Raw genomic sequence first — 26121 nt, 5'->3', positions numbered from 1 at the left:
GGGACAGGCGCCCCGGATCATGCCTGCGAGCTCGGGGACTCCGAAAAGGGCGGTTCCTCGTACCACTCGCCTTCGGCCAGCATCATGCGATGGTGGCCATGGCCGGCGGGCATCATGGGAAAGCAGTTCTCCTGCGCGGCCACCGCCACGTCGAGGAAGTAGGGGCCGGGGTGTTCGAGACAGGCCGCCAGGGCGGCGTCCAGGTCCTGCGGCCGTTCCACGCGCGCCGCGCCCCAGCCGAAGGCGCGCGCCAGCGCCACGAAATCCGGCAGCGACGCGTTGTAGCTATGGCTGTAGCGCCCGCCGTGAATCAACTCCTGCCACTGGCGCACCATGCCCATGTAGCCGTTGTTGCACAGCACGACCTTGACCGGCACATCGTGCTGCATGGCGGTGGACAACTCCTGGATGTTCATCAGCACCGAAGCGTCGCCGCTGACGCACACCACGGTCTTGCCGGGATGCGCGATCTGCGCGCCGATCGCCGCCGGCACGCCGTAGCCCATGGTGCCCGCGCCGCCCGAGGTCAGCCAGCGATTGGGACGGTCGAAGCGCAGGTACTGCGCGGCCCACATCTGATGCTGGCCCACGTCGGTCGATACGATGGCGTCGCGCCCGTCCAACGCCGCGCCCAGCCGGTGCATGAGATGCTGCGGCAGGATCTCGTCGATCGCCGGCGTATACGCCAGGCAGTCCCTGGCGCGCCAGGCGTCGATGCGCTGCCACCAGGGCGCCAGCCGCTGCGCCGGCAGCGGGCTTGCCGCCAGCTCGTCGCGCAGCGCCCGCACCAGCGGCAGGCAGTCGCCCACCAGGGCAACGTCCACGCGCACCACCTTGTTGATCGACGCCGGATCGATGTCGATGTGGATCTTGTGCGCGTGCGGACAGAACTCGGACAGCTTGCCGGTGATACGGTCGTCGAAACGCGCGCCGATGCACACGACCAGATCGGCGTTGTGCATGGCCAGGTTGGCCTCCAGGGTGCCGTGCATGCCCAGCATGCCCACGAACTGCGGGTCCGAGGCGGGAAATGCCCCCAACCCCATCAGGGTCAGCGTGCACGGCGCGCCGGTCTGGCGCACCAGTTCGGTGAACGCGGCGCAGGCCTGCGGCCCCGAATTGACCAGGCCGCCGCCGCCATAGAAAACCGGCCGGCGCGCCTGCGCCAGCAGCGCGGCAGCGCGCCGCACCGCGCCCTGCGGCACCCGCGTGGCGGTCTTGCCGCTCTGGCGCCGCGCGCGCAGCGCCGCCAACTGCCCGCGCGCGAGATCGGGCTCGCCCCGTGGCGCGTCCGCCGGGCTGGCCAGCTGGATGTCTTTCGGAAAATCCACCAGCACCGGGCCGGGGCGTCCCTGGCGCGTTAGGTCGAAGGCGCGGCCCACCACCTCGGCCACGTCCCGGACCGCGCGGATCTGCGTATTCCACTTGGTGACCGAGCGCGAAATGCCGATGGCGTCGCACTCCTGGAACGCGTCGGTGCCGATCGCCGCGGTGGCGACCTGGCCGCTGATGCACAGCACCGGCACCGAATCGCACATGGCGTCCAGCAAACCCGAAGTGGTGTTGGCCATGCCCGGCCCCGAGGTGACGAACACCACGCCCGGCCTGCCGGTGGTGCGCGCGTAGCCTTCGGCCGCGTGCACCGCGGCCTGCTCGTGGCGCACCAGCACATGCCGCAGGCGCGGCTCCGCGTACAAAGCGTCGTATAGCGGCAACACGGCGCCGCCCGGATAGCCGAACACCGTATCGACGCCGCGTTCGATCAGGGTGTGCAAGAGAATCTTCGCGCCGTTGACGGCGGCCGCGTGTTCGGCTTGCTGAAGGGCGGAAAGGGTGGAGGTATGCAGACGGTCGTTCATGCTGACCATCTTATGGGGTTTTAGGAAGAATATTTATCTTCTTTTCCAACAAATACCCTGATTAGCAGTAAATTAACCCTTGTTTTTCATCCAACTTAGAAAATGAAACTGGACAAGTTCGATCTCGCGATTTTGAAGGCCCTGCAGGACAACGCGCGTGCCAGCCTCAACGACATCGGCGCGGCGGTCGGCTTGTCGTCCACCCCATGCTGGAACCGCATCAAGCGCATGGAAAGCGCCGGCATCATACGCGGCTATACCGTCGACATAGACCCCGCCAGCATCGGCTTTACCGACACCGTCATCGTGCATGTCACGCTGGAAAGCCACAGCGAGGAAACGCTTTACGAATTCGGGCGCGCGCTGGCGCAGATCCCCGAAGTGCTGGAAGCCTTCCTGGTCTCGGGCGATTACGACTACTACATACGCATCGCGGTACGCGATACGCGCGATTACGAGCGGCTGCTGCGCGAACGCCTCTATCGGATTCCAGGCATCCGGCACAGCAAGTCCTGTTTCGTTCTGCGCAGCCTGAAGGAAACCCGGCTACCGCTCACGCCGCCGCCCGAGCAGGCATGACGCCGCGCCGCCCCGTTCAGGTCAGTACGTAGCCGCGCGGCAGCAGGGGCGCGGGCAGGGGATGAGCGCCCAGGCCCTCGAGCAGATCGATTTCCAGATCGCGCGCCAGCGCGGCCAGCGGCAGGTCGTTCTCGGCCAGGCCGAACGGCTCTTCCAGCTCATCGCCCAAGGCATCCAGGCCAAAGAACGTATAGGCGACGAACGCCACCGCCAAGGGTGTCAGCGGCCCCAGCGTGCCCACCAGGCCGAACGGCAGGAGCAGGCAGAACAGCCAGGCCGTCCGATGCAGCAGCAGCGAATACGCGAACGGCGTGGGCGTGGTCTTGATGCGCTCGCAGGCCGCCTGCACTTGCGCGCAGGCCAGCACGCGTTGCTGCAAACCCTGGTACACCACCTCGCCGTAGCGGCGCTGCGGCCCGCCTTCGTGCAGGTCGCGCGTCACGGCGCGCAGGATGGCGTCGGGCACGTTGCGATGGCCGGCCAGCGCCATGCCTTCGTCGCCCGGCAGCCACGGACGCGCGGCGGTCAGGGGATCGCCGCCGCGCAGGCGCGCGACCAGCGCATGGTTGAAGCCGATCAGGCGGCGCACGATACGCGCGTGGCGCGGCGCGTCGGCCGCGCCGGACAGCAAGGCGGCAGTCTCGCGCGCGAGGCTGCGGCACTGCGCGCTCAATTCGGCCCATTGCTTGCGGGCCTCCCACCAGCGGTCGTAGCAGACGTTGTTGCGAAAACCCAGGAACACCGACAGGGCCAGGCCGAACAGCGAAAAGGGCACTGCATTGAGGTGGCCGGGCGCGAACCACTGGCGGGCATGCAGCCAAGCAACGACACAGGACAACCCAACGATGACGGCAACCTTGGCGGCAATGTGCGGAATGACGGAGCCGCGCAAAATGAACAGCAGGCCCCAGGCGGTGGGGCGCGGACGGACGATCATGACAATCTGGCTACAACGGGACTTCGGCAGCCGCAACTATAGCCTGTGACGCACGCGGCGCCGTCGATATAATGGCCCGCTTGCCCGCCCACGCCTTTTGCATCCTATGACCGAGATCATCAAACCCTGGCACTCCGTGCGCCGCTCCAGGCTGCACGGCAACGGCGTCTTCGCCACGCGCAAGATCCCGGCCGGCACCCGCATCATCGAATACGGCGGCAAGCGCATCAGCGCCGAAGAAGCCGACCGCCGGCACCCGACCAACCCGGACGATCCGTTCCATACCTTCTTTTTCTCGCTGAGCTCCGGCCGCGTCATCGACGGCGGCGACGAGGGCAACGACGCGCGCTGGATCAACCACTCGTGCGAGCCCAACTGCGAAGCGCAGGAAGGCCGCCACGGCAAGCGCGTCTATATCGTGGCGCTGCGCGATATCGCGCGCGGCGAGGAACTGTTCTACGACTATGGCCTGGTGCTCGACGGCAGGATCACCAGGAAGCTGAAGGAAGGCTACCGCTGCCTGTGCGGCACGGCGCCATGCCGCGGCACCATGCTGGCGCTGCCGGAGAAGAAGAAGAAGGCCAAGAGCGCCGAAAAGGCATAAGGCCGGCAGGGTCTGTCGAGCGCCGCATCGCAATCGGCGTACAATGGACCGGCCGCAGCAATGCGGCACAGGGCCGGCGGCGCCGCGAAGCGCCGCCCGTCCCGAGCAGTACGTCTTCAGGGCGGGGTGCAATTCCCCACCGGCGGTATGCCACGCAATGTGGCGAGCCCGCGAGCGCCCTGCGCTGGCAACAGCGCAGGGGTCAGCAGACCTGGTGAGATGCCAGGGCCGACGGTCATAGTCCGGATGAGAGAAGATGTGCCGGCACTTTCCCGCCAGACAGGCGCTTGCGCGCCTGCGCGCGGTACTGCGTTTGGCTGTCGATTTAGCCCTGAAACGTTTTTCGCCATTTCCTTTTTTTGCGAGAGCGTTTCAATGTCCAACGTCGTTCCCACCCCGGTTTCCCCCCTGTTCGCCCAGCCGTTCGTCACGCGCCTGGAGCGCGCCCTGCAGCACCTGCGCATCGGCCGCCCCGTCATCCTGATGGACGATTTCGATCGCGAGAACGAAGCCGACCTGATCGTCGCGGCCGACAAGCTGACCGTGCCCGTCATGGCGCAGCTGATCCGCGACGGCAGCGGCATCGTGTGCCTGTGCCTGCCAGGCGAAACCCTCGACCGCCTGGAGCTGCCGCCCATGGTCGACAGCAACCGCAGCCGGTACTCGACGGCCTTTACGGTGTCCATCGAGGCACGCGAAGGCGTGACCACCGGCGTGTCGGCGGTCGATCGCGTCACCACCATCCGCGCCGCCATCGCGCCGGGCGCGCGCAGCGGCGACGTGGTCAGCCCCGGACACGTGTTTCCGCTGCGCGCGCAACCGGGCGGCGTGCTGGCGCGGCGCGGCCATACCGAAGGCTCGGTCGACCTGGCGGCGCTGGCGGGCCTGCGCCCGGCCGGCGTGCTGTGCGAACTGATGAATGCCGACGGCACGATGATGCGCGGCGCGGCGCTCGAACGCTACGCCGCCAAAGAGGGCCTGATCGCCCTGACCATCGACGAACTGGCGGCGCATCTGCAGGCGCGCGGCGCCGCCGCGCAGACCGAACTGGCCGTCGCCGCCTGACGCCCGCGGGCCGTCAGCGCGTCGCCATGCCTGCCTGCGCCGCCATGGCGGCCAGGCACTGCGCGGCGTCCCCGGCCACCACCCGGGCGGTGCACGCCAGCATCAGATTGAGATTCAGGCCGAAGTCCTCGACCGTGTAGCCCTGCGCGTCCACGTGGCGCGACGGGTCGTCCTGCGCACGGCGTGCGCCGAGCTGCTCGACCAGGCTGGCCGCCTGCGCCGTATAGGCCCATACCGGCTTGCCCAGTGCCACCGCGTAGCCCACCTCGAACGCGGTGCCGGAATCCGGCTCATGGCCGCGAAACGGATTCAGGTTCGCCATGACCAGGTCCGCCCGGCCGATCAGCGCCAGGTTCTGGCGCAGGATCCATTCGGCCAGCGCACGGCCGGCCAGGCCCCCGGGCGCCTGATTGTCCAGCGGGTAGCAGCCGTCGAAGCCGTACTCGCGGCATAGCGCCTTGAGCCGTTCTCCGTGCGCCATCGCATCGGCGCGAAACACGTCGAAGCCTGCCAGGTATACGCGCTGCATGATCAGCCCCCTGTTCGTCGCGGCCGCCGCGGCCATCGTCATGGCCGCTCAGAACATGCCGTTCTTGTTGGCCGGGTTCTCGGGAATCTCCTGGCTGACATCCCAGTGCTCGACAATCTTGCCGTTCTGCACGCGAAAGATGTCGACCACGGCCTGGCCGCGGTCGCCCGGCGACTCTTTCCACAGGTTGTGGACCACCACCAGTTCGCCTTCGGCGATGACGCGCTTGATCTCGACGCTGGCCTCGGGATTCTGTTCGAAGTACGGCAGGAAGAAGTCGACCAGCGGCGACACGCCGTCGGCCATGTACGGATTGTGCTGCACGTAGGCGGGGCTCAGGTAGCGGCGCGCCGCCTCCTCGACGTCGCGGTCCTGGAACATCATGCGAAAGAATGCCAGCACCAGGTCTTTGTTTTCCTGGGTGGACTGCGAGTATGCGGGCGCGGCGGACATCAGGCACGCCGCCATCGCCGTGCTCAGGACAAGGGTATGGAGTATTTTTCGCATCATGGGCCGGGAATAAGCGAACGGCCAGTTTACCGAGAAAGGTCCAGGCCGGGCGCGGCGGGCCGCGCCCGGCCCCGATTCTCAATAACCAACCGTGAACCGGCGGCGCGCATGGCGCGGCGTCTCCAGCTCGTCGACCAGCGCAATCGCGTAGTCTTCCATCGAAATCCAGCTCTTGCCCTCGTCGTCGGCCAGCAACAGGTCGCCGCCGAGGCGGAACTCGCCCGTGCGCTCGCCGGGCTCGAACAGCGCCGAGGGCGACAGGAAGGTCCATTCCACCTCCTGCTCGCGCCGCAGCGTGTCCAGGAACACCACGCCCGCGCGGGCCTCGGGTTTGTATGCGTCGGGAAACTCCGGCGTATCGATCAACGCCACGCCCGGCGCCACCTGCAGGCTGCCGGCGCCGCCCACCACCAGCAGGCGCGGCACGCCGGCCTGGCGGATCGCCGCCAGCAGCGGCTTGGCGTCCAGCGACACGAAGCGCGCGGCGCTGATCACGGCGTCGTGGCCGGCCAGGATGGGCGCCAGATCCTCGGGCACGGCGGCATCGCCCTGCCTGGCCGTCAGGTTCGGTTGCGGCCGTACCGAGGCCGGATCGCGGGCGATGCCGGTCACGTGGTGGCCGCGCCGCAGGAGTTCGTCGGCCAGCCGCGAACCGACGCGGCCGGTAATGCCTATGAGGGCGATCTTCATGTTGTTTGCTCCGCAAGCGGGCGGCGCACCGTTTGCGCCTTGCCCTGGAGCTTTCATGCTAGTCCCGGCGTCGCCGGCCGCCTATCCCCCGCGGCCGGACAGACCATTGCAATCTATGCATCAATGGCGCGCTGCGCCTGATACGCCTGCAGATGAATGCAAGCGACCCGCAGATTGGGCGTGTCCACGCCCAGCAGGCTGCCTCGGCGCGCCATGTCGCCCACGATATGGTCGGCTTCCACCGGCCGGCCCTGGCGCAGGTCGCGGAACATCGACGCGGTCATGGGCTGGGCCGGGTCGGTCAGCACCTTGAGCGCCGACGCATCGGCGGCGGGCCGCACCGGATGGCCGGACGCCGCCGCGACCCGCTGCGACTCGCGCAGCAGCGCGCGCATGAAGTCGACCCCGTCGTCGGTCGAACAGATCTGGCCCACGCTGGCGCGCATCAGGCAGGTGGCGGCAGCCAGCGACGTCAGGAAGACGAACTTCTCCCAGACGTCCTGATGGATGTCGTCGCTCAGCCTGCAGTCGAACGCCGCATCGGCCAGGGCCTGCCGCAGCGCCACGCAGCGCGCGCTGTCGGCCTGGCCGGCGCGTTCGCCGAATACCAGGCTGGCATGCTTGCCCATGTGCATGATTTCGCCCTCGGGGCCCAGCGAGGCGTTGATCTGGCACAGCCCGCCCAGCACGCGGTGCGCGCCGAATTCGCGCTCCAGTACGTCGTACTGCAAGACCCCGTTCATGATGGGCAGCACCGCCGTGTGCTCGCCCATGGCCGGCCGGATGGCCTCGATGGCGCTGTCCAGGTCGTAGGCCTTGCAGCTCAGCACCACCACGTCGTAGCCGTCGGCCGGCGTGACCACCGTGGCCAGGCGCGGCGCAAGCGTCACGTCGCCGCGCGGGCTCTTGATCCGCAGGCCCTGCTCGCGCAGCCGGGCGGCGCGCGCCTCGCGAACCAGGAACGTCACGTCCGCCCCGGCCTGCGCGGCCCGCCCGCCAAAATATCCACCGGTACCGCCGGCGCCCAACACCAGAATGCGCATGCCCTGTCTCCGAATTGCGGCGCGCCTCGCGCGCGAAACTTCGATTATGACCCGGTGCGCCCGTCGCCAGGGCAGTTGCCCGCGTGGCGGCGCCAGGCCTCGTAGCCGCCGCGCAATGCGAAGGTGTTGCGATAGCCGGCGGCGCGCAGCTTCTTGGCCAGTTGGGCCGCCGACACCTCGTTGGGGCAGGCGCAATAGACCACGATGTCGCCGGCGTCCGGGTCGAACTGCAGGTCACTCAGCGGCGCGCGCAGGTCCATGGCGATGGCGCCCGGAATGCGCTGTTCGTCGCGCTGCGCCTCGGGCCGTACGTCGACCACCACGGGCGTGCGGCCATCGGCGCGCCAGCGCACCAGTTCGTCGATGGTGATGCGCGGAATGACGCGCAGGCTGCGCACCAGCACCCAGCGGCGCAGGCCCAGCACCACGATGTACAGCGCCAGCAGCGCGCCCAGCAAGGCCAGCCCCATGCCGCCATAGCGATCCAGCAGGTCGAGCACGTCGCCCACCAGCTCGTGGAACAGCGCGCCCAGCAGCAGCCCCGAGCCCGTCCACAGCAGCGAGCCGGCCAGGTCATAGGCGAGGAAGCGCCGGTAGGGCGTGCCGGTCAGGCCCGCCATCACGGTGGACAGCGCCCCCGCGCCGGGCAGGAACTTGGATACCAGCAAGGCGCGCACGCCCACCCGCAGGTACAGCCGCTGGGTCTGGCGGATGCATGAATCCTGCGACAGCGAAACCTTGCACACCATGCCCAGCAACCGGCCGCCATAGCGCCGCCCGGCCAGGTACCAGGCGCTGTCGGCCAGCACGCAGGCCAGGGTGGCGGCCAGCCAGGCCAGCACCCACGCGCCGAGGCCGCCAGACAGCGCGCCGGCGGCGATCAGCAACGGATAGGCGGGAATCGGCAGGCCTGCCTGTTCGATCAGTACGTTGGCGAACACCAGCCAGTCGCCATACTGCAGCAGCAGGGTGTGGATATCTTGCATGCGAAGCGCGCGCCGCGTTGACCGGGCGCCGCCGGAAATCGTCGATAAGGAATTCTAGTGCCGTCGGCGCGGCGCGGCCACCGCGCCCCTGGCCCATCCGCGCAACAGCGTGTCTCGCGCCATCTAGCCGTCCAGTCGCATATGGATGATGGGAAACGGCCGTCCGGCATCATCGGTGTCCGAGCGGCCGGTTTCCACGAAACCGTAGTGCCGGTAAAACCCCACCGCCTGCGGGTTCTGCTCGTTCACGTCGACGCGCAGGCTGTCGTGCAGCGAACGCGCGAAATTCAGCAGGCGGCGGCCGGCGCCGCGCCCGCGCTTGTCGGCGTCGACGAACAGCATCTCGATCTTGTTGCCGTTCATGCCCATGAAGCCGGCGATGCCGCCCTGGCCATCCTCGCACACCCACACCCGCACCGACGGCAGGTAGCTCTTGAGCACCTGCGGGTACATGGCCTGGATCTGCGCCTCGCTCAGAAAGGTATGGGTGGCGCGCACCGAGCGCAGCCATATGTCGGCGAGCACGAAATCATCGCCGTAATTGCGTTCGCGTATGTTCATCAAGCGATCCTTGGACGCAGCTACACACCGGCCCGGTACAGTTCGGTAGCGGCCAGCACGGTTTCCATCTGCACCGTGTGGGCGAACACATAGCGCTCGCCGTAGACGGTCTGGTCCGGGAACTCGGATATCAGGGTCAGGGGCAGGTCTTCCTGGGCCGATTCGGCAATCTGCACGCCGATTCCGTTCATGAGCGCAAAGCCCTGGTCCTGCGCGTGGATCCGAAACAGCGCCAGCTGGCGCGCATTGAATTCGACCAGCGCCGGCAAGCGTTGCGCCAATCGCGCCGTCACGCCTTCCATCAACAGGCGGGCCTGCACGGCGCGGCCGGGATGGTGCCTCAGCACCAGGAAGAAGCCCCTTGGAATGGTCCACAGTTCGAAGTGGCGCGGCAGGTAGCCCGACAGCGGCCGGGTCCACTCGTGCGCCGGATAGCCGTGCAGGTTGATGTGCAGCTGCGCGCCGCTGATGGCGCGCGCCTGGTGGCGGCCCTCGCGCTCGAAGAACGGCGCGCGTTCGCGATAGGCGATGTCATCGCCCAACGCGCTGTAGCGCGAAGCATGGTGCATGTGGCGCGGATGTTCGGCGCGCAGGCGTGCGTGCAGCGCGTAGCCGTCCGGGTTCTCGGCGGCGATCAGGGCGAAATGAGCCTGTCCGCCGGCGACCAGCGACTGCGCCGCGCGCAGCGCCCCGACCACGCCCGAGCTTTCGTTGGCATGCTGCGCCCCCGAAATGAATACGGCCGGCCCCGGCCCCGCGACATAGGTGCCCAGCACGGGGCGGCCCTGGCGCGATACCGCCTGGAAAGGCGCGCCACCCAGCTGCGCCATCTGGCCGGCGATCTGGCCCGCGTCCAGCGGCGCCGTCGTCTGCGCCAGCGGGCCGGCCAGCGCGCTCGTCCCGGCCGGCTCCAGCGGCTCGAAAGGCTCGATCGCCATGCGCACGCGCGCCAGGCCATCGGTGCGCCGCACCAACGGAATGATCTGCCCGGGCTGCAGGCCGCGATCGCCGGGCGGCCGGTTGGCGTGGCCCTGGAAGAATTCCAGCAGCGAGAAATAGATATCCTCGTGCATGGCTTCATACGTGCTCACGAGTTCTTCATCGACACCCGGGTCGAACTCCATGCCCGGAATGTCCACCCGGATTTCCAGGCGCTCGAAGTACGGCTCGCGCACGCCCCAGGCGTGCGCGCGGACCGTGTCGACGATGGTGCGGAATGCAGCCTGGAACTCCGTGTTCTGCGCCGCGTCCAGCCGCGGCTCGCCCGCGGCATCGCACACGCGCAGCCAGCCGCACGGCGAGAGGCCCTCCGCGCCGTCCGCGCCGACCGCCGGCTGGTTGGGCGCATGCACGCATTCGCGGTGCTCGCGTCCATCGGCATAGCGCAGCGTCACGTCGTAGTGCAAGGCCTCGGAACCCGCCTCGAACCGCAGCGCCACGCCCGCCAGCAGCGCCGCCAGCGGATAGGCCTCCAGCGTGAAGCGGTTGGGCTGCGCCAGCGGATGTACCGGGTAGCGCACGTGCACGGCCGCCAGCCCCTCGCGGTCCGCCTCTTCCAGGAAATAGTGCAGCAGCGGCTTGTACGCGCTGCGAAAGCGCGCCCGCACGCCGGCCTGCGCCAGCCGCGCTTCGGCGGCACGGCGCGCCTGCGGCCCCTCGAACAGCCAGCCATGCACCGTCGCACCGCGCCAGGCCGGATCGTGATAGGTGTGCAACCACGCGTCCAGGGTACGGTCGAAAGTCTTTTCCAGCAGAATCATGAATAGGTTCCCACAGCCTTCCAGGCCGGGCGCATTGCGCCCGGTCCGGACTACGGCCATAGTAACCGGGCCGGCCTGCGACGCTAGGCCAGGGGCAGATAGATGCGCGTCCTCAGCTGCGCCGCGGGCGTCGTCTTGGGATCGTTGAGATATTCCTCGAACATGGGGAAATCGCCCGGCTCCTGGCCGCTGGCCGGCAGCCATTGCGAGAACAGCCAGTTGTAGGGCGCCTCGATCTCGCTGTACGGGCCGGTGTACTCAAGTACGGCGCAGCGCATCGCCGGGATCTCCAGCGGTTCGAACGGCGCCGGCGCCGCCGTTCCCGGCGGCAGCGATACACCGGCGCGCGAACGCAGCGCGTCGCGCGCCACCTGGGCGGGGTCGTCGTAGTACACGCCGATGTAGCGCGGCGGCGGCTGCCTGTCGTCGCGCGCCAGGTCCTGGGTCGACGCCAGCAGCGCCAGGCGGTCGAACGTACTGCCTATCTCGTGGTAATCGCCCTGGTGCGCCAGGGTGGCCAGGAACAGGCCGGGAAAGTCTTCCATCGTCAGGGGGTACATGCGCAGCTCCTCGGGGTTGAAAGGGCTGGAGCGTTTCGCACGATAGCGGCCGGGCGGCAGGCCGTACTGCGCGCTGAACGCCCGGCTGAACGCGGCTTCCGATGCATAGCCGGCCCGGCCTGCCACCTGCCGCAGCGAACCCTTGCCCTGCGCCAGCGCCACCGACGCCCGCGCCAGCCGCATCCGTTGCACGGTCGCGTGCACGGTCTCGCCCATCAGGGCGCGGTACACGCGATGGAAGTGGTAGGGCGACAGGCAGGCCAGCTCGGCCAGCCGGTGCAGGTCGGCGTCGGCATCGGGCCGCGCCGCCAGCCAGGCCAGCACGGGCTCGAGGCGCCCGGCGTAATGAACACGGGTCTTGGGCTTCATGCGATCTCCAGTGAACGCAATGTAGCCAGGCCCGCTTTGCAGATTTTGCGGTTTTGCGCGGACGGCCAGGCGCCCGCGCCGGCCGGCTTACTGCGGATAGGTGCCCGGCATCAGGATGCCGCGGTCTATCTGGCTGATGTGCTTGCGGCCGCACAGCGCCATGGTAACGTCCATTTCCTTGTAGAGGATCTCCAGCGCCCGCGTCACCCCGGCCTGGCCGTAGGCGCCCAGGCCATAGAGGAATGCCCGCCCGATCATGGTGCCGCGCGCGCCCAGCGCCACCGCCTTGAGCACATCCTGGCCGGAGCGGATGCCGCCGTCCATCCACACTTCGATGCGCGAGCCGACCGCATCCGCGATGGCCGGCAGGGCGCTGATGGAAGAAACCGCGCCATCGAGCTGGCGCCCGCCGTGGTTGCTGACGATCAGGGCGTCGGCGCCGCTTTCGGCCGCGAGGCGGGCATCCTCGGCATCCAGGATGCCCTTGAGGATCAGCTTGCCGCCCCAGCGCCGCTTGATCCATTCGACGTCGTCCCAGCTCAGGCGCGGGTCGAACTGCTCGGCCGTCCAGGACGACAGCGACGACAGGTCGGTCACGCCCTTGGCGTGGCCGACGATGTTGCCGAAGGTGCGCCGCCGCGTGCCCAGCATGCCCAGGCACCAGCGCGGCTTGAACGCGAGGTCGATCAGATTGCGCAGCGTCGGCTTGGGCGGCGCGGACAGGCCGTTCTTGATGTCCTTGTGCCGCTGGCCGAGGATCTGCAGGTCCAGCGTCAGCACCAGCGCCGAGCATCCCGCCGCCTTGGCGCGGTCGATCAGGTCGCCGACGAACTCGCGGTCGCGCATGACGTAGAGCTGGAACCAGAAGGGCTTGCCGCTGCCCTGGGCGACGTCCTCGATCGAGCAGATGCTCATGGTCGACAAGGTGAACGGCACGCCGAATTCGGCGGCGGCGCGGGCGGCCAGGATCTCGCCGTCGGCGTGCTGCATGCCGGTCAGGCCGGTGGGCGCGATGGCCACCGGCATCACGGCGTCGCTGCCCGCCATGGTGGTGCGTAGCGAGCGGCCCTCCATGTCGACGGCGACGCGCTGGCGCAGCTTGATGCGCTGGAAATCGCTTTCGTTGGCGCGATACGTGCTTTCCGTCCAGGCGCCCGAATCGGCATAGTCGTAGAACATGCGCGGCACGCGCTTTTGCGCGATGACGCGCAGATCTTCGATGCAGGTGATCGTAGAGAGGTTCTGGGTCATGGTCGATGAAGGTCAGGAAAGCGGCACGGCGATGGCCGGCCGTCGCGCGGCGAGAGCCAGTATACGCCGCCCCTCGCGCACGCCTGCAGGATTCATCCGATAATTCACGTATCTCGCTACGGCGCGGCCGATATATGAAGCACAAGGATCCAACATGTCTGATGCCCACCTGGAAACCGTACACGTCATCGTCAAAGGCAAGGTGCAAGGCGTAGGCTACCGCCACGCCGCCGTGCGCCGGGCCCACATGCTGGGCGTGACCGGATGGGTGCAGAACCTGCCGGACGGCACGGTCGAGGCCGTGGTGCAGGGCACCGCCGACCAGGTCGACCACATGCTGGAATGGCTGCGCCGCGGGCCGCCGGCCGCGCAGGTGCGCGAGCTGGCCAGCGAGCGCAGTTTCGACGAAAAGCGCTACAAGCACTTCGCGCAGCTGTAGCGCCGCGCCACGGCTATTCGACGCGAATGCCGGCCGCCTTGATCACGCCCGCGTTGCGGGTCATTTCCTGCTCGACGCGGGCGCGAAAGCCCGCCGCGTCCACGTATTCCGGCTCGAAGCCCAGCTCGCGCATCCTGGCCTGCGTGCCAGGCTCCTCCAGCATGGTCCGCAGCGCCTGCGCCATGCGCCGCACCACCGCCTGCGGCGTGCCATGCGGCGCGACGATGCCGAACCAGGTCTGGAAGTCGTAAGGCGCCACGCCGCTTTCGGCGACGGTGGGCAGTTCCGGCAGCAAGGGCGAGCGCGCGCTGCTGGTCAGCGCCACCGCGCGCACCTTGCCGGCGCGGATCTGCGGCAGGGCCGCCACCAGCGTGTCGATCGAAAGCGGAATCTGGTTGCCGATCAGGTCTGTCATGGCCGGCGAGCTGCCGCGGTACGGCACGTGCAGCAGCCTGGCGCCGCCGTGCTGCGCCAGGTACTCGCCGGCCAGGTGCGGCGTGGAGGCCGTGCCGAACGAACCGAAGCTGAGCGGCTGGCTGGCCGACTTGCTCACGATGTCCCGCACCGTGGCAATGCCGGTCTGCGGGTTGGTCAGGATCACGAACGGCGCGCTGGCCGCGATGGCGACATACTCGTAGCTCCTGATCGGGTCGTAGTTCAGGTTAGCGTACAGCAGCGAATTGGTCGTGAACGTCGGCGCGCCGCTGATCATGAAGGTGTAGCCGTCGGCCGGCGCGCGCGCCACCGCCACCGCGCCGATGCCCGTGTTGGCGCCCGGGCGGTTTTCCACCACGATGGACTGGCCGAGCAGCTCGCCCAGGCGGGCGCCGAAGTAGCGGCCGATCACGTCGGTCGAACCGCCTGGCGGGAACGGCACCACCAGGGTCACCGGCTTGGCCGGCCAGTCCGATTGCGCGGCCGGCGCGGCCATGGGCAGTACGGCCAGCGCGCACAGCGCCAGTGCTTTCAGGCTTGCTTTGAACATCTGCTGCTTCCCTTTCCGAATGAAAAAAATGCGCCGTTTCAGGCGGCCGGCGCGCGCAGCGCCGGCGCCCGGCGCCAGCACTGGGTCAGTTGCTCGAAGGCGTGCGCCAGTTGCAACACGCCGCGTTCGTCGCGATAGCGGCCCACGATCTGTATCCCTATCGGCAGGCCGGCCTCGGTGAATCCGCATGGCACCGAAATCGCCGGATGGCCGGTCAACGACAGGTAGTAGCCAGAACGCATCCAGTCGATGTAGTTGCGCATCTCCACCTCGCCGATGCGCTGGACGTATTCCTGGTCGGCGGGAAAAGGCGGTACCTGGCTGACGGGCCCGATCAGGAATTCGTACTGCTGCATGAAGTCGTGCATGCGCTCGAACAACAGCGCGCGGTCGCGCTCTGCCTGCGCCAGCACGGCGCCGCTCTGGTTCAGGCCCAGCTCCGTGTTCCAGATCACGGTGTCCTTGACGCGGTCGCGATGCCGCCGCACGGTCTCGCCTTGGTTGATGGCGAACGCCAGGCCGCGCAAGGCATGGAACGACGAGTCCGCCTGGCCGAAATCCGGGCATGCCTGGTCTACCCGGCAACCCAGCTCTTCCCAGCGCGGCAGTTGCGCCTGCAGCACCCGGCCGACCTCCGGGTCGACCGGCAGGCCGCCCCAGTCCGGCGCGTACGCCACGCGCGTGCCGGCAAAATCGCGTTCCAGCGACCCCAGGAACAGGGCGGGGTCGGCGTCGATGGTCAGTGGGTCGCGCGCGTCGGGGCCGGCCAGCGCCGCCAGCATCAGGGCGGCGTCTGCCACGGTGCGCGCCATCGGGCCGGCCACGCTCAGGGTGTTGTACGGCGCGGCCGTCGGCCACATCGGCACCCGGCCCGGCGAAGGACGCAGGCCCACCACGTTGCAGAAGCTGGCCGGATTGCGCAACGAGCCGCCCATATCGGTGCCGTCGGCCAGGGGCAGCATGCGGCACGCCAGCGCGGCGGCCGCGCCGCCGCTGCTGCCGCCGGCCGTCATGGCCGGGTCATAGGGATTGCGGGTGGGGCCGAATACCGCATTGAAAGTCTGCGAGCCGGCGCCGAACTCCGGCAGATTGGTCTTGCCCAGCGTAATGGCGCCGGCGGCCTGCTGGCGCGTCACCGCCAGGCTGCTGCGTTCGGGCACGAAATCCGCGAATACGGGCGAGCCATGCGTCGTCCGCATGCCGGCGGTCAGGAAACTGTCCTTGTGCGCCACGGGCAGGCCGTGCAACAGCCCCAGCGGCTCGCCGCGCGCCTGCGCCTGGTCGGCCGCCGCGGCGCGCCGGCGCGCGCCTTCGGCATCCAGCGTGACGATGGCGTTGACCGTGGGATTCCAGTATTCGATGGCGTCCAGATGCGCCTGCAGGATCTCGCGCGCGCTCAGGTGGCCGGCCGCCAGCTCGGCCCGCAGCTGCAGTGCGGTCATTGCGCAAATCGATTCCCAGCCCATGGTGTGCTCCGCTCAAGTATTGCTATACAATACAAAGTACTGAATATAAGTATTTATACGGCGACTGCCTGCCCGCGCACAATGCGGGTAAACAAGTAGCCGCCCCCTGGAGACGCCCATGCCCGCTGCCACCGCCACCCCGCTCGCCGAGCGTGCCGACCACCCGCTGTATGTCGCTTCCGTGGAGAAAGGCATGCGCGTGCTGGAGGCCTTCGATACCGCGCGCGACTCGCTCAGCCTCACCGACATCGTGCAGCTGACCGGCATGGGCAAAAGCGCCGCGCAGCGCTTTACCCACACCTGGGAGGTGCTGGGCTACCTGGCCAAGGATCCGCAATCGCGCCGCTATCGCCTCGGCCCCAAGGTGGTGGAGCTGAGCTACTACTTCCTGCGCAGCGACCACCTGGTGTCGCTGGCCGCGCCGCACCTGGTCGCCTTGCGCGAGCATTGCGGGCTGGCGGTCAACATGAGCGTGCTGGCCGGCGACGACATGATCTACCTGCTGCGGCTGCCGAGCCGCCAGCTGACGCTGGTGGAGATGCTGCCGGGCCGGCGCATGCCGGCCTGGAGCAACAGCGCCGGCCGCATGCTGCTGTCGCAGCGCGACGATGCCAGCGTGCGCGAGCTGCTTGCGCGCGCCGCGCCGCAGCCCTACACGCCGCGCACGCAGACCGATCCGCAGGCGCTGTTGGCCGAGATCCGCCAGGCCCGCGAGGACGGCTACGCCATCACGCAGGACCAGGTGCTGCTCAACCAGATGGGCGTGGCCACCCTGCTGCGCGACGAACGGCGCCAGCCGCTGGCGGCCATCAGCGTCACGGCGGCGGCCGACGAATATCCGCGCGCGCGCCTGGTGGCGGAAATCGTGCCGCAAATGCTCAAGGCTGCCTACGCCATCTGCGGCGCCTGAGGCGCGCGGCCGCGCTCAGCGGCCAGCCACCACGGGAAAGGACTGGCCCGTGGCATACACGGCGGGGTTCTGCTCGCGCTGCAGCCGCCGCGCCAGCGCCGGAACCTCGCGCGCGACGTAGCGCGCCAGATCGGCGGTGAGCACGACATTGCCTTTGCCGCCTCCGGCCTTGCCACGGAAGGCCTGCAACACTACCCAGGTGAACGTGCCGTGTTCCTGGTAGCCCTCATAAGACATCTCGAGCGGCGCCGAGGCCGCCAGGGTCGTGCTGCCGATCGCCGTGGCCAGCACATTGACGGCGCCGTTCTCGGCCACGCCGCGTTCGACGGCGGGCTGGTACAGCGCCTCGCCCAGCGCGCCCGCGAAGCACGTATCGAACAGCAGCAGCTTCTTGCCAGCCGGGATGGAGGAAAAAAGGCGCTTGAGTTCGTGCTGGCTGATGGCTTCATGCGCAAAGACCGGGCTCTTGGCGTTGCTGGGAATCAGGAAATACTCCTGGTCCACCGGATTGTTGCCCATGACCGCGCCATGCGTGGACACATAGAACATGAACACATCGCCAGCGTCGAGCTGCTGGTAGCGCCGCAGGCTTTCCAGCAGCGACGCGCGCGAGGTCTGCTGCGGCGTGGTCAACAGCTCGATCCGCACATCGCGGTACAGGCCGCGCGTGCGTTCGCGCAATTCCCTGGCGATGGCGTTGGCGTCGTTGACGGCGTATTGCAGATTCAACGACGCCTCGCCGAACTCGTTGATGCCGACGATCATGGCATGCAATACCGGCTTTTCCGGCTGCGTCGCCCGCACGTCCAGCATCAGGCGCAGCGGCTTGCTGCTCAGGCTGTTCTCGGCATTGAAGGCAATGACCTTGATCTCGTTGCGGCCCGCCGCCAGCTTGACCGTGATGCTGCGGCGCTGGCTGCCCGCGGCGGCTTGCGCGGGCGCCGCGTCATGGGCGACGGCCACGTCGTTGCGCAGCACCCGCACATCGCCGATCCCACCTCCCTGGTCGGTCAGTTGCAGCACCAGTGTGTAGGTGTCGGCCGCCAGCGATGCCGGCACCGGATCGGCCCGCACCTGCGGCGGCGGGCGCGTATCGGCCAAAGTCCGCTGCGGCCGCACCGGCCGGCCCTGCAGGGCCGCGCTCAGGATGTCCGGCCGGTAATAGCGCTCGCGGAAGTTGTCGATGCCATAGACGTCCGAACCGATCCGCACATTGATGGCCGCCTCGGCCGGCAGGCCGGACGAGTGGAAGTAACCCGTCGGCGTCATGGAAACCCAGCCGGTCTCGCCCAGCCCCACCAGCCGGACCGCTTCCTGTCCCGTCGCGGTCTCGCGCACCCGGATGCTGCCATCCCGCCCCGAGGAGGCCAGGAAGCGGCCGGCGCTCGCGAAAGCCAGCTGCTCGACAGCGCCCGCGTGCTTGCCTTCAAGCACCGCGCCCGCCTGCTTGCGGGCATCCCACAGCTCGACCCGGCCCTGGTTGTCGGCCACCGCGAAACGCTGGGAACCGGCCTCCCAGGCCGATGCCGTGACTTCCCCCAACGCCGAACGCAACGCCAACCTGGCCGGCGCCGGCTGGTCCAGCCGATACAGGCCCAGGGCGCCCGGACGGTCGGCGGTAAGCAGCGCGCGGCGATCGGGCGACAGGCTGGTCGCCGTGCCGCGCAGCGGGATATCCTGGCTGCCCAGCAAGGTGGCCGGCGCTGCCCGGCGCGGATCGAACCGCTGGATATAGCCCGTTGCGTGGTGCACGACCACGGTACCGTCATAGGCGAAGGCCATGAACAGAATGTCGTGCGTCGGCACCGCATGCGATTTCGACGCAATGCTGCCCAGCTCGAAATCGCCCAGCGATTTGCCGCCCTCGAGGTCGTACACCGTCACGCGCTGCTTGTCCTGTCCGACCGCCAGATAGCGGGCGTCGGCCGAGGCCGCGACCTGGCGCGGCGCGGCGGACAACTCGAACACGCCTCGCGCCTTGCCGCTGGAAGCCTCCCACACAGCCGCCAGCCGGCCGGCATACAGCGCCACCAGCACGTCGTCGCCGGCAAAGCGCAGGGCATCCACGCCGGGGCGCGGCGCCTTGATCTCGCGCGCCGCGCGGCCGGTCGCCGCATCGCGAACCACGATGACGGGATCCTTGTAGCCGCGCGTGGCGGCCAACCACCGCCCGTCTGGCGAAACCGCCACGGGCTCCAGCTGCATGTCGCCGCCGGCGTTCGGCGCGCGCGGCCGCGCCTGCCACGCTGGCCGGCTGCCGTCGGCCAGGCTCCACAATCCCGTGCCATCCTCGGTGACGGCAACCAGCCCGGCCTGCGTGGCGGCAATCGTATCGATGACTTCCGGACGTGGGTTGGCGCAGACCGACTGCGCCGCCAACGCGAGCGCGAACGCGCGGACAAACCAGCGAAGAATGCTTGCCATGATGCCGGCCCCTGTGGACAGTGAAGTGACGCGGGACAATCCGCGGCTCAGTTGGGTCCGATGACCCGCTGTTCCTTGACGCCCCAGACCGTCATCGTGCCGTCGTCGGCGCCGCCCACGACCACCATGGATCCGGAGGGCGAAATCCAGGTACGGAAGTCCCCGGCGGGCTGCACCGCGAAAGAGCCCAGCTTGCGGCTGATCGCCAGGTCGGCGACCTCCGCCTGGCACGCCGTATGATCCGGGTTGCAAAGCACGTACGATGCCGTGGCGCCCCGCACGTCGATGGACCCGGGGTCGGCGTCCGGCGGCAGGCGGTGCAGCCGCTGCGTCTGCAAGTCGTAGATGCCGGGCACCGCCCGATGTCTCGACGCCTCGGGTTCGTCCGGCGACAGAACCAGGAAACGCGTACCGGCGACGAAACGATAGGGTTGGAACTTGCCCGATCCAGTCCAGCGCGGCAGCGCCGACAGGTTGCGGCTGGAAAAATCGAAGGCCAGGATGCGCTGCTTGCCATCGGCTTCGACAAACACCGCGCGCCTGGCGTCCGCGGCGTAGCTCGCGATCCTGAACCCCGGTTCGCGGGCAAGCATGCGGCCGCTCGCGATGTCCATGATGGCCAGCTCGTCATCGGCACCGTCAACGCCGGCAAGCAGCAGGCGGCCCTGGTCCATCACCGCGGATTTGCGAAACGCCACGCTGTTGACCAGCGCGGGCAGCGGGGTCTCGGCGACGCGCGGCTGTCCGGCCGGCACGGCAAGCAAATAAGCCTTGCGCGCGTGGCCGCCAATCCAGCCGTGCGATACAAACTCGAGCGTGCCGTCATCGCGGTACACCAGCGACCGGCCACGACGCGACTCTCCCGGTGGCAGGCGTGGCGCGGGCAGTGCCCGCAACGGCCGGCCATCGTCGGTGTCGTAGAGCTCGATCTCGCCCTTGCCCTCTTCGTTCCATACGGCCAGGGCGCGGCCGTCCGGCGCAAGGTCGAAATCGAAATCCCGGTTCGCGACACTGACCGAACTGCGCACGCGCAGTGTCTTCATGTCCCACAGGTGCACGACGTTGCCCCAGTGCGTCGTGGCCATGGTTCGCTCATCGGCCGAAAAGTGCACGAACTCCAATCCGTCCACCACGCCGCGCGACGCCACGCCGATCTCGATCTCGACCGCTCGCGCGGCCGCGGCCGCCTGCAGGACGAACGCCGCCGCCAATACGCATCGCGCCAGCAAGCCGCCCGCCCGCGACGCGCCCCCGGCTTTCCGCTGGAACTCTGGACACATGATTCGATTCTTCCGCTGTCGATTTATGCCGTGCCCCGCCACGCCTTCCGCGCCGGCAGTGCGCCCCCACGCAAGCGCGAGAATACTCCACCGAAGTATCAAAATGTAGTCAGGCGTCGCCCGGGAAAGTCCTCATAGCCAACGGCGGGAAGCGCTGCCACGCCCCAAGCAAAAGAGGCTGCCTCGCGGCAGCCTCTTGCGGCATACGACGCCAGGAAGCGCGTCAGGCGTCGATGTTGCCCGCCGACAGCGCGTGCGTCTCGATGAACGCGCGGCGCGGCTCCACGTCGTCGCCCATCAGCGTGGTGAAGACCTCGTCCGCCGCGATGGCGTCTTCGATCTGCACCCGCAGCAGGCGGCGCACCTTCGGGTCCATCGTGGTTTCCCACAGCTGCTCCGGGTTCATTTCGCCCAGGCCCTTGTAGCGCTGCTTGCTCAGGCCGCGCTCGGCTTCGCCGCGCAGCCACTGCATGGCCTCGCGGAAGTCGGACACGAACTGTTCCTTGCGCTTGTCGCCTTCGCCGCGCGCCACGATGGCGCCGGCGCCGACCAGGCCCAGGAACGTCTTGGCCGACTTGGCCAGCACCGCGTAGTCGGCGCCGCGCACGAAGTCCGCATCCAGCACGCTGACGCGCACGTTGCCATGGTGCATGCGGCGCACCGCCAGGCGGTGCTTTTCGGCCACTTCGTCGTACTCGGCAACCACTTCCACGCCATTGGCGGGGCTGGCCGCGTGCAACGCATCGGACAGGCGCTGCGCCGATGCCTGGGTGCGCTCGGCGTCTTCGAGGTCGATCTCCACGCCTTCGGCCAGCGCCGACAGCGCGGCCACGTCGAACACGCGCGACAGACGGGAAATGACCGCGTCGGCCAGCACGTACTGGCGCGCCAGCTCGTTGAGCGCCTCGCCACGGATCGGGGCGGCGCCCTGGCTGGGAATCAGCTCGGCGTCCTTGAGCGCCAGTTGCAGCATGAACTGCGCTTCCTCCTGGTCATCCTTCAGGTAGCGCTCGTCGCGGCCGACCTTGACCTTGTACAGCGGCGGCTGGGCGATATAGACATGGCCGCGCGCCACCAGCTCGGGCATCTGCCGATACAGCAGCGTCAGCAGCAGCGTGCGGATGTGCGCGCCGTCCACGTCCGCGTCGGTCATGATGATCAGGCGGTGGTAGCGCAGCTTGTCGATATTGAAATCAGGGCCGATGCTGGTGCCCAGGGCCGTGATCAGCGTGGCGATCTGCTCGCTGGCGATGAGGCGGTCGAAGCGCGCCTTCTCGACGTTGAGCACCTTGCCGCGCAAGGGCAGGATGGCCTGGAACTTGCGGTCGCGGCCCTGCTTGGCCGAGCCGCCTGCCGAATCGCCCTCGACGATGTACAGCTCGCACAGCGCCGGATCCTTTTCCTGGCAATCGGCCAGCTTGCCGGGCAGGCCGGCGCCTTCCAGCACACTCTTGCGGCGCGTCATCTCGCGCGCCTTGCGCGCCGCCTCGCGCGCACGCGCGGCCTCGACGATCTTGCCACACAGCGCCTTGGCATCGTTGGGGTGTTCCAGCAGCCAGGTTTCCAAGGTGCGCGCCACCGCGTCCTCGACGGCCGGACGCACTTCGCTGGAGACCAGCTTGTCCTTGGTCTGGCTGCTGAACTTGGGCTCGGGCACCTTCACCGACAGCACGCAGGCCAGGCCTTCGCGCATGTCGTCGCCGGTGGTCTCGACCTTGGCTTTCTTGGCCAGCTCGTTGTCGGCGATGTACTTGTTGAGCACGCGCGTCATGGCCGCGCGCAGGCCCGTCAAGTGCGTGCCGCCATCGCGCTGCGGAATGTTGTTGGTGAAGCACAGCACGCTTTCGCTGTAGCTGTCGTTCCACTGCATGGCCACTTCCACGCCCACCAGCACGCCGCCGGCCGACGATTCGGCGCTGACCGCGAACACGTTGGGATGCAGCACCGACTTGCTGCGGTTGATGTACTCGACAAACCCTTTCACGCCGCCGGAGAATGCAAAGTTCTCTTCCTTGCCCTGGCGCTGGTCGACCAGGCGGACCTTCACGCCATTGTTCAGGAACGACAGCTCGCGCAGGCGCTTCGAGAGAATCTCGTAGTGGTACTCGATGTTGCTGAAGATGAGCGGATCGGCCAGGAAGCGGACTTCCGTGCCGCGCTTGTCGGTCGGGCCGGTCGCCGTCAGCGGCGCGACGCGCTGCCCCTGGCGGAATTCCATCTGGTGCACCTGGCCATTGCGCCGGATGGTCAGGCGCAGCCACTCGGACAGGGCGTTCACGCAGGATACGCCCACGCCGTGCAGGCCGCCCGACACCTTGTACGAGTTCTGGTCGAACTTGCCGCCCGCGTGCAGCTCGGTCATCACGATTTCGGCGGCGCTGCGGCCGAACTCGTCATCCTTGTGGATATCGGTGGGAATGCCGCGGCCGTTGTCGGTGACCGAGATCGAATTGTCGGTATGGATGGTGACGACAATGTCGTCACAGTGGCCGGCCAGCGCCTCGTCGATCGCGTTGTCGACCACTTCGAACACCATGTGGTGCAAGCCCGTGCCATCGGAGGTATCGCCGATGTACATGCCTGGGCGCTTGCGCACGGCCTCCAGCCCCTTGAGCATCTTGATCGAATCGGCGCCATAGCCGGTGTTCTCGGGAGTGGTGTTCTGTTGATCTGACATGTCGATTCTTTAACGCCTTAAAAAACAGCCTCACGGCCACACCGCTCGCGAGCGCATGCGCTCGCAAACGGCACAAACCCATCTGGGTCGCGGATCAGATCCGCATGGGCATGACGACGTATTTGAACTGCTCGTCGTCGGGCAGGGTGATGAGCGCCGACGCGTTGGCGTCGGGCATGACGGACCACTGCACGTTCTCGGCCTTGATGTTGCTCAGCACGTCCAGCAGGTAGCTGACGTTGAAGCCCACATCCAGCGGCTCGAAGCTGTAGTCGATATCGATTTCTTCCTGCGCCTCTTCCTGCTCGGCGTTGGAGGACGAAATCTTCATCTGGTGTTGCGCCAGCTGCAGGCGCACGCCCTTGAACTTGTCGGTGGTCAGGATGGCGGCGCGCTGCAGGCTGCCCTGCAGGGCTTCGCGGCTGACCGAGAAGTGGCGCGTGTAGTTGGTGGGAATCACACGCGTGAAATCCGGGAACTTGCCCTCGACCAGCTTGGACACCAGCTCGACGTCGCCGAAGCGGAAACGGATCTGGCCCGGCGCCACGTCCAGCGCCACCGGCTCGTCGGAGTCCTCGAGCAGGCGCTGCATTTCCAGCACCGTCTTGCGCGGCACGATGACCTCATGGCGCTCGGCGATGCCATCGGCCTCGGTGGCGCAGTGCGCCAGGCGATGGCCGTCGGTCGCCACGGCGCGCACGCGGCCCGGCTCGAACACCAGCAGCATGCCATTGAGGTAGTAGCGGATGTCCTGCTGGGCCATGGCGAAGTGCACCATGTTGAACAGGTGGCGCAGCATGCGCTGCGGCATGCTCAGCGACACATCCCACTGCTCGGGCTGGGCCACGGTCGGAAACTCGCTGGCCGCCAGCGTCTGCAGTGCGAAGCGGCTCTTGGCCGACTGCACCGACAGCTTGTTGCTGGCCAGGCCCAGCTTGACTTCGCCGGTATCCGGCAGGGCCTTCAGGATATCGAGCAGCTTGCGCGCCGCCACCGTGGTGGACTCGTTCTCCGGACCGACGCCGAAGTCGGCATGCGTGGTGATCTGGACCTCGAGGTCGGTGGCGATGAAAGCCACCTTGTTGCCCTCTTTGCGCATCAGGATGTTCGCCAGGATGGGCAGGGTATGGCGTCTTTCGACGATGCCCGCCACAGTCGACAGCGGTTTCAGCAATGCATCGCGTGTGGTTTGTACGAGTTGCATGGTCATCCTTTTAGAGTTTGTTCCAACACGTGCAGGGTATGGTTAAGCTCGGCTTGCTTGGCGCGGGCGTCGGAGATCTTGCGCACGGCGTGCAGGACGGTGGTGTGGTCTCGTCCACCGAACAGGTCGCCGATCTCCGGCAAGCTCTTCTGAGTCAACTCCTTGGCCAGGTACATCGCCACCTGGCGCGGCAGGGCGATATTGGCCGGCCGGCGTTTCGAGTACATGTCGGCCACCTTGATCTTGTAGAAATCGGCAACCGTCTTCTGGATGTTCTCGACCGTGATCTGGCCGTTGGACACCGACAGGAGGTCCTTCAGGGCCTCCTTGCAGACATCCACCGTCAGCACGTCGCGGCCGTGGAAACGCGCGTAGGCCAGCACCTTGCGCAAGGCGCCTTCCAGCTCGCGCACGTTGCTGCGCAAATGCTTGGCGATGAAGAACGCCACTTCCTCGGGCATCGGCACGCCTTCGGACTCGGCCTTGCGCAGCAGGATCGCCACGCGCATCTCGAGCTCGGGCGGCTCGATGGCCACGGTCAGCCCGGAGTCGAATCGCGAAATCAGCCGGCTGTCGATACCCGCGAGCTCCTTCGGGTACGTATCGCTGGTGATGATGATCTGCTTGCGCTGCGCCACCATCGCCTCGAACGCATAGAAGAACTCCTCCTGCGTGCGATTCTTGCCCGAAAAGAACTGGATATCGTCGATCAGCAGCAGATCGAGCGAATGGTAGTAGCGCTTGAAATCGTCGAACGCCTTGCGCTGGTACGCCTTGACCACGTCCGAGACGTATTGGTCGGCATGCACGTAGCGCACCCGCACGCCGGTGCCCGCCGCCACCATGGCATTGCCGATGGCGTGGATCAGGTGGGTCTTGCCCAGCCCCACGCCGCCGTACAGGAACAGCGGGTTGTAGGACGTGCCGGGATTCTCGGCCACCTGCAGCGCCGCGGCGCGGGCCAGCTGGTTGGCCTTGCCGGTCACGAAATTCTCGAAGGTGAGGTCCGTGTTCAGGCGCGACCGCTCGTAAACGATGTTCGCGGCATCGGCGCTTGCCGGCGCGGGCTGCGCCGGCGCAGCCGCCGGCGGGGCGGGCTCCGGCGATTGCTGCACCGCAGCAACGGCAATCGGCACGGCGGCCGCCACCGGGCGCGGCACGGCCATGGGCATGCGCGGCGCGGCGCTGGTGCCGGGCAGCTCGAACGTCACCTGCACCGGACGCTGGTACCACTCGGCCGCCAGCGCCTCGATCTGATGGGAAAAGTTCTTCCGCACCCAATCCAGCTTGAAGCGGTTGGGCGCGGCCACGCGCAGAACCGCTTGCGTTTCGTCATACGCAAGCGGGACCAGCGGTCGGATCCACGCGCTGATTTGTTGGGGGGGGAGTTCCTGCTCAAGACGACTGACGCAGGTCTGCCAGAATTCTTTCAT

The 26121-nt window shown here is 67.9% G+C and carries 23 protein-coding genes and 1 riboswitch; of the genes, 5 read left to right on the top strand and 18 right to left on the bottom strand.

What is annotated here, in order from left to right; translation table 11 throughout:
- Positions 1–17 precede the first annotated feature (17 nt).
- Complete coding sequence (gene ilvB, locus CAL11_RS00115; protein ID WP_086091783.1) at positions 18–1868, bottom strand: biosynthetic-type acetolactate synthase large subunit; 1851 nt, start codon at positions 1866–1868, stop codon at positions 18–20.
- 93 nt (positions 1869–1961) lie between these two features.
- Here ilvB and CAL11_RS00110 point away from each other — a divergent pair, with 93 nt between their 5' ends.
- Positions 1962–2438 carry an Lrp/AsnC family transcriptional regulator gene (locus CAL11_RS00110; protein ID WP_086091782.1) on the top strand — a complete coding sequence of 159 codons (477 nt, stop codon included), beginning with the start codon at positions 1962–1964 and terminating at the stop codon, positions 2436–2438.
- A gap of 16 nt (positions 2439–2454) precedes the next feature.
- On the opposite strand, the gene CAL11_RS00105 is transcribed toward CAL11_RS00110, so the two are convergent.
- Positions 2455–3375: a bestrophin family protein gene (locus tag CAL11_RS00105; protein WP_033467008.1), complete on the bottom strand. Its 921-nt coding sequence runs from the start codon at positions 3373–3375 to the stop codon at positions 2455–2457.
- Between the two features lie 106 nt (positions 3376–3481).
- Here CAL11_RS00105 and CAL11_RS00100 point away from each other — a divergent pair, with 106 nt between their 5' ends.
- A complete protein-coding gene (locus tag CAL11_RS00100) occupies positions 3482–3979 on the top strand; it encodes an SET domain-containing protein (RefSeq protein ID WP_086091781.1) in 498 nt (165 codons plus the stop codon).
- A 108-nt stretch (positions 3980–4087) separates the two neighbouring features.
- Positions 4088–4241, top strand: a riboswitch (FMN riboswitch).
- A 113-nt stretch (positions 4242–4354) separates the two neighbouring features.
- Positions 4355–5044, top strand: coding sequence for a 3,4-dihydroxy-2-butanone-4-phosphate synthase (gene ribB, locus CAL11_RS00095; protein ID WP_033467014.1), 690 nt, complete (start codon positions 4355–4357; stop codon positions 5042–5044).
- A 13-nt stretch (positions 5045–5057) separates the two neighbouring features.
- Here the strand turns inward: ribB and CAL11_RS00090 are convergent, their stop codons facing one another.
- From CAL11_RS00090 to CAL11_RS00050, 9 genes are all read right to left on the bottom strand, one after another.
- On the bottom strand, positions 5058–5573 hold the full coding sequence (locus CAL11_RS00090) for a nucleoside 2-deoxyribosyltransferase (protein WP_086094482.1): 516 nt from the start codon (positions 5571–5573) through the stop codon (positions 5058–5060).
- A 48-nt stretch (positions 5574–5621) separates the two neighbouring features.
- A complete protein-coding gene (locus tag CAL11_RS00085) occupies positions 5622–6083 on the bottom strand; it encodes a nuclear transport factor 2 family protein (protein WP_244172888.1) in 462 nt (153 codons plus the stop codon).
- 78 nt (positions 6084–6161) lie between these two features.
- A complete protein-coding gene (locus CAL11_RS00080; RefSeq protein ID WP_033467017.1) occupies positions 6162–6773 on the bottom strand; it encodes an NAD(P)-dependent oxidoreductase in 612 nt (203 codons plus the stop codon).
- Between the two features lie 113 nt (positions 6774–6886).
- Positions 6887–7816, bottom strand: coding sequence for a 2-dehydropantoate 2-reductase (panE, locus tag CAL11_RS00075; RefSeq protein WP_086091780.1), 930 nt, complete (start codon positions 7814–7816; stop codon positions 6887–6889).
- Positions 7817–7860: 44 nt separating this feature from the next.
- Complete coding sequence (locus CAL11_RS00070; protein ID WP_050458204.1) at positions 7861–8802, bottom strand: DedA family protein/thiosulfate sulfurtransferase GlpE; 942 nt, start codon at positions 8800–8802, stop codon at positions 7861–7863.
- Between the two features lie 123 nt (positions 8803–8925).
- Positions 8926–9363 carry an acetyltransferase gene (locus CAL11_RS00065; protein WP_033467026.1) on the bottom strand — a complete coding sequence of 146 codons (438 nt, stop codon included), beginning with the start codon at positions 9361–9363 and terminating at the stop codon, positions 8926–8928.
- Positions 9364–9383: 20 nt separating this feature from the next.
- Complete coding sequence (locus CAL11_RS00060) at positions 9384–11183, bottom strand: peptidase M14 (protein ID WP_086091779.1); 1800 nt, start codon at positions 11181–11183, stop codon at positions 9384–9386.
- Between the two features lie 23 nt (positions 11184–11206).
- A complete protein-coding gene (locus tag CAL11_RS00055; RefSeq protein ID WP_086091778.1) occupies positions 11207–12052 on the bottom strand; it encodes an AraC family transcriptional regulator in 846 nt (281 codons plus the stop codon).
- Between the two features lie 87 nt (positions 12053–12139).
- Positions 12140–13303: an alpha-hydroxy acid oxidase gene (locus tag CAL11_RS00050; protein ID WP_086091777.1), complete on the bottom strand. Its 1164-nt coding sequence runs from the start codon at positions 13301–13303 to the stop codon at positions 12140–12142.
- Between the two features lie 154 nt (positions 13304–13457).
- On the opposite strand from CAL11_RS00050, the gene CAL11_RS00045 reads away from it, so the two are divergent.
- Positions 13458–13742 carry an acylphosphatase gene (locus CAL11_RS00045; protein ID WP_033465643.1) on the top strand — a complete coding sequence of 95 codons (285 nt, stop codon included), beginning with the start codon at positions 13458–13460 and terminating at the stop codon, positions 13740–13742.
- Positions 13743–13755: 13 nt separating this feature from the next.
- Here the strand turns inward: CAL11_RS00045 and CAL11_RS00040 are convergent, their stop codons facing one another.
- Positions 13756–14727, bottom strand: a complete 972-nt coding sequence (locus CAL11_RS00040; RefSeq protein WP_086094480.1) for a Bug family tripartite tricarboxylate transporter substrate binding protein — start codon at positions 14725–14727, stop codon at positions 13756–13758.
- A gap of 38 nt (positions 14728–14765) precedes the next feature.
- Positions 14766–16193, bottom strand: a complete 1428-nt coding sequence (locus CAL11_RS00035) for an amidase (RefSeq protein ID WP_086091776.1) — start codon at positions 16191–16193, stop codon at positions 14766–14768.
- Between the two features lie 118 nt (positions 16194–16311).
- On the opposite strand from CAL11_RS00035, the gene CAL11_RS00030 reads away from it, so the two are divergent.
- Positions 16312–17103: an IclR family transcriptional regulator gene (locus CAL11_RS00030; RefSeq protein WP_086091775.1), complete on the top strand. Its 792-nt coding sequence runs from the start codon at positions 16312–16314 to the stop codon at positions 17101–17103.
- A gap of 15 nt (positions 17104–17118) precedes the next feature.
- Here the strand turns inward: CAL11_RS00030 and CAL11_RS00025 are convergent, their stop codons facing one another.
- From CAL11_RS00025 to dnaA, 5 genes are all read right to left on the bottom strand, one after another.
- A complete protein-coding gene (locus CAL11_RS00025) occupies positions 17119–19527 on the bottom strand; it encodes a caspase family protein (protein ID WP_086091774.1) in 2409 nt (802 codons plus the stop codon).
- 47 nt (positions 19528–19574) lie between these two features.
- Positions 19575–20738 (bottom strand): WD40 repeat domain-containing protein, encoded by a 1164-nt coding sequence (locus CAL11_RS00020; RefSeq protein WP_244172887.1) that lies wholly within the window; start codon positions 20736–20738, stop codon positions 19575–19577.
- A gap of 292 nt (positions 20739–21030) precedes the next feature.
- Entirely contained in the window at positions 21031–23484 is a 2454-nt protein-coding gene (gene gyrB / locus CAL11_RS00015; RefSeq protein ID WP_086091772.1) for a DNA topoisomerase (ATP-hydrolyzing) subunit B, read from the bottom strand.
- A gap of 94 nt (positions 23485–23578) precedes the next feature.
- Complete coding sequence (dnaN, locus tag CAL11_RS00010; protein WP_033465653.1) at positions 23579–24688, bottom strand: DNA polymerase III subunit beta; 1110 nt, start codon at positions 24686–24688, stop codon at positions 23579–23581.
- A gap of 2 nt (positions 24689–24690) precedes the next feature.
- Positions 24691–26121: a chromosomal replication initiator protein DnaA gene (dnaA, locus tag CAL11_RS00005; RefSeq protein ID WP_086091771.1), complete on the bottom strand. Its 1431-nt coding sequence runs from the start codon at positions 26119–26121 to the stop codon at positions 24691–24693.

Origin of the sequence: Bordetella genomosp. 6, from assembly GCF_002119705.1 — a bacterium.
Taxonomy (GTDB): domain Bacteria; phylum Pseudomonadota; class Gammaproteobacteria; order Burkholderiales; family Burkholderiaceae_B; genus Bordetella; species Bordetella bronchiseptica_F.
The sequence above is the reverse complement of the archived record's forward strand: the minus strand, read 5'-3'. Positions and strand labels throughout refer to the sequence as shown.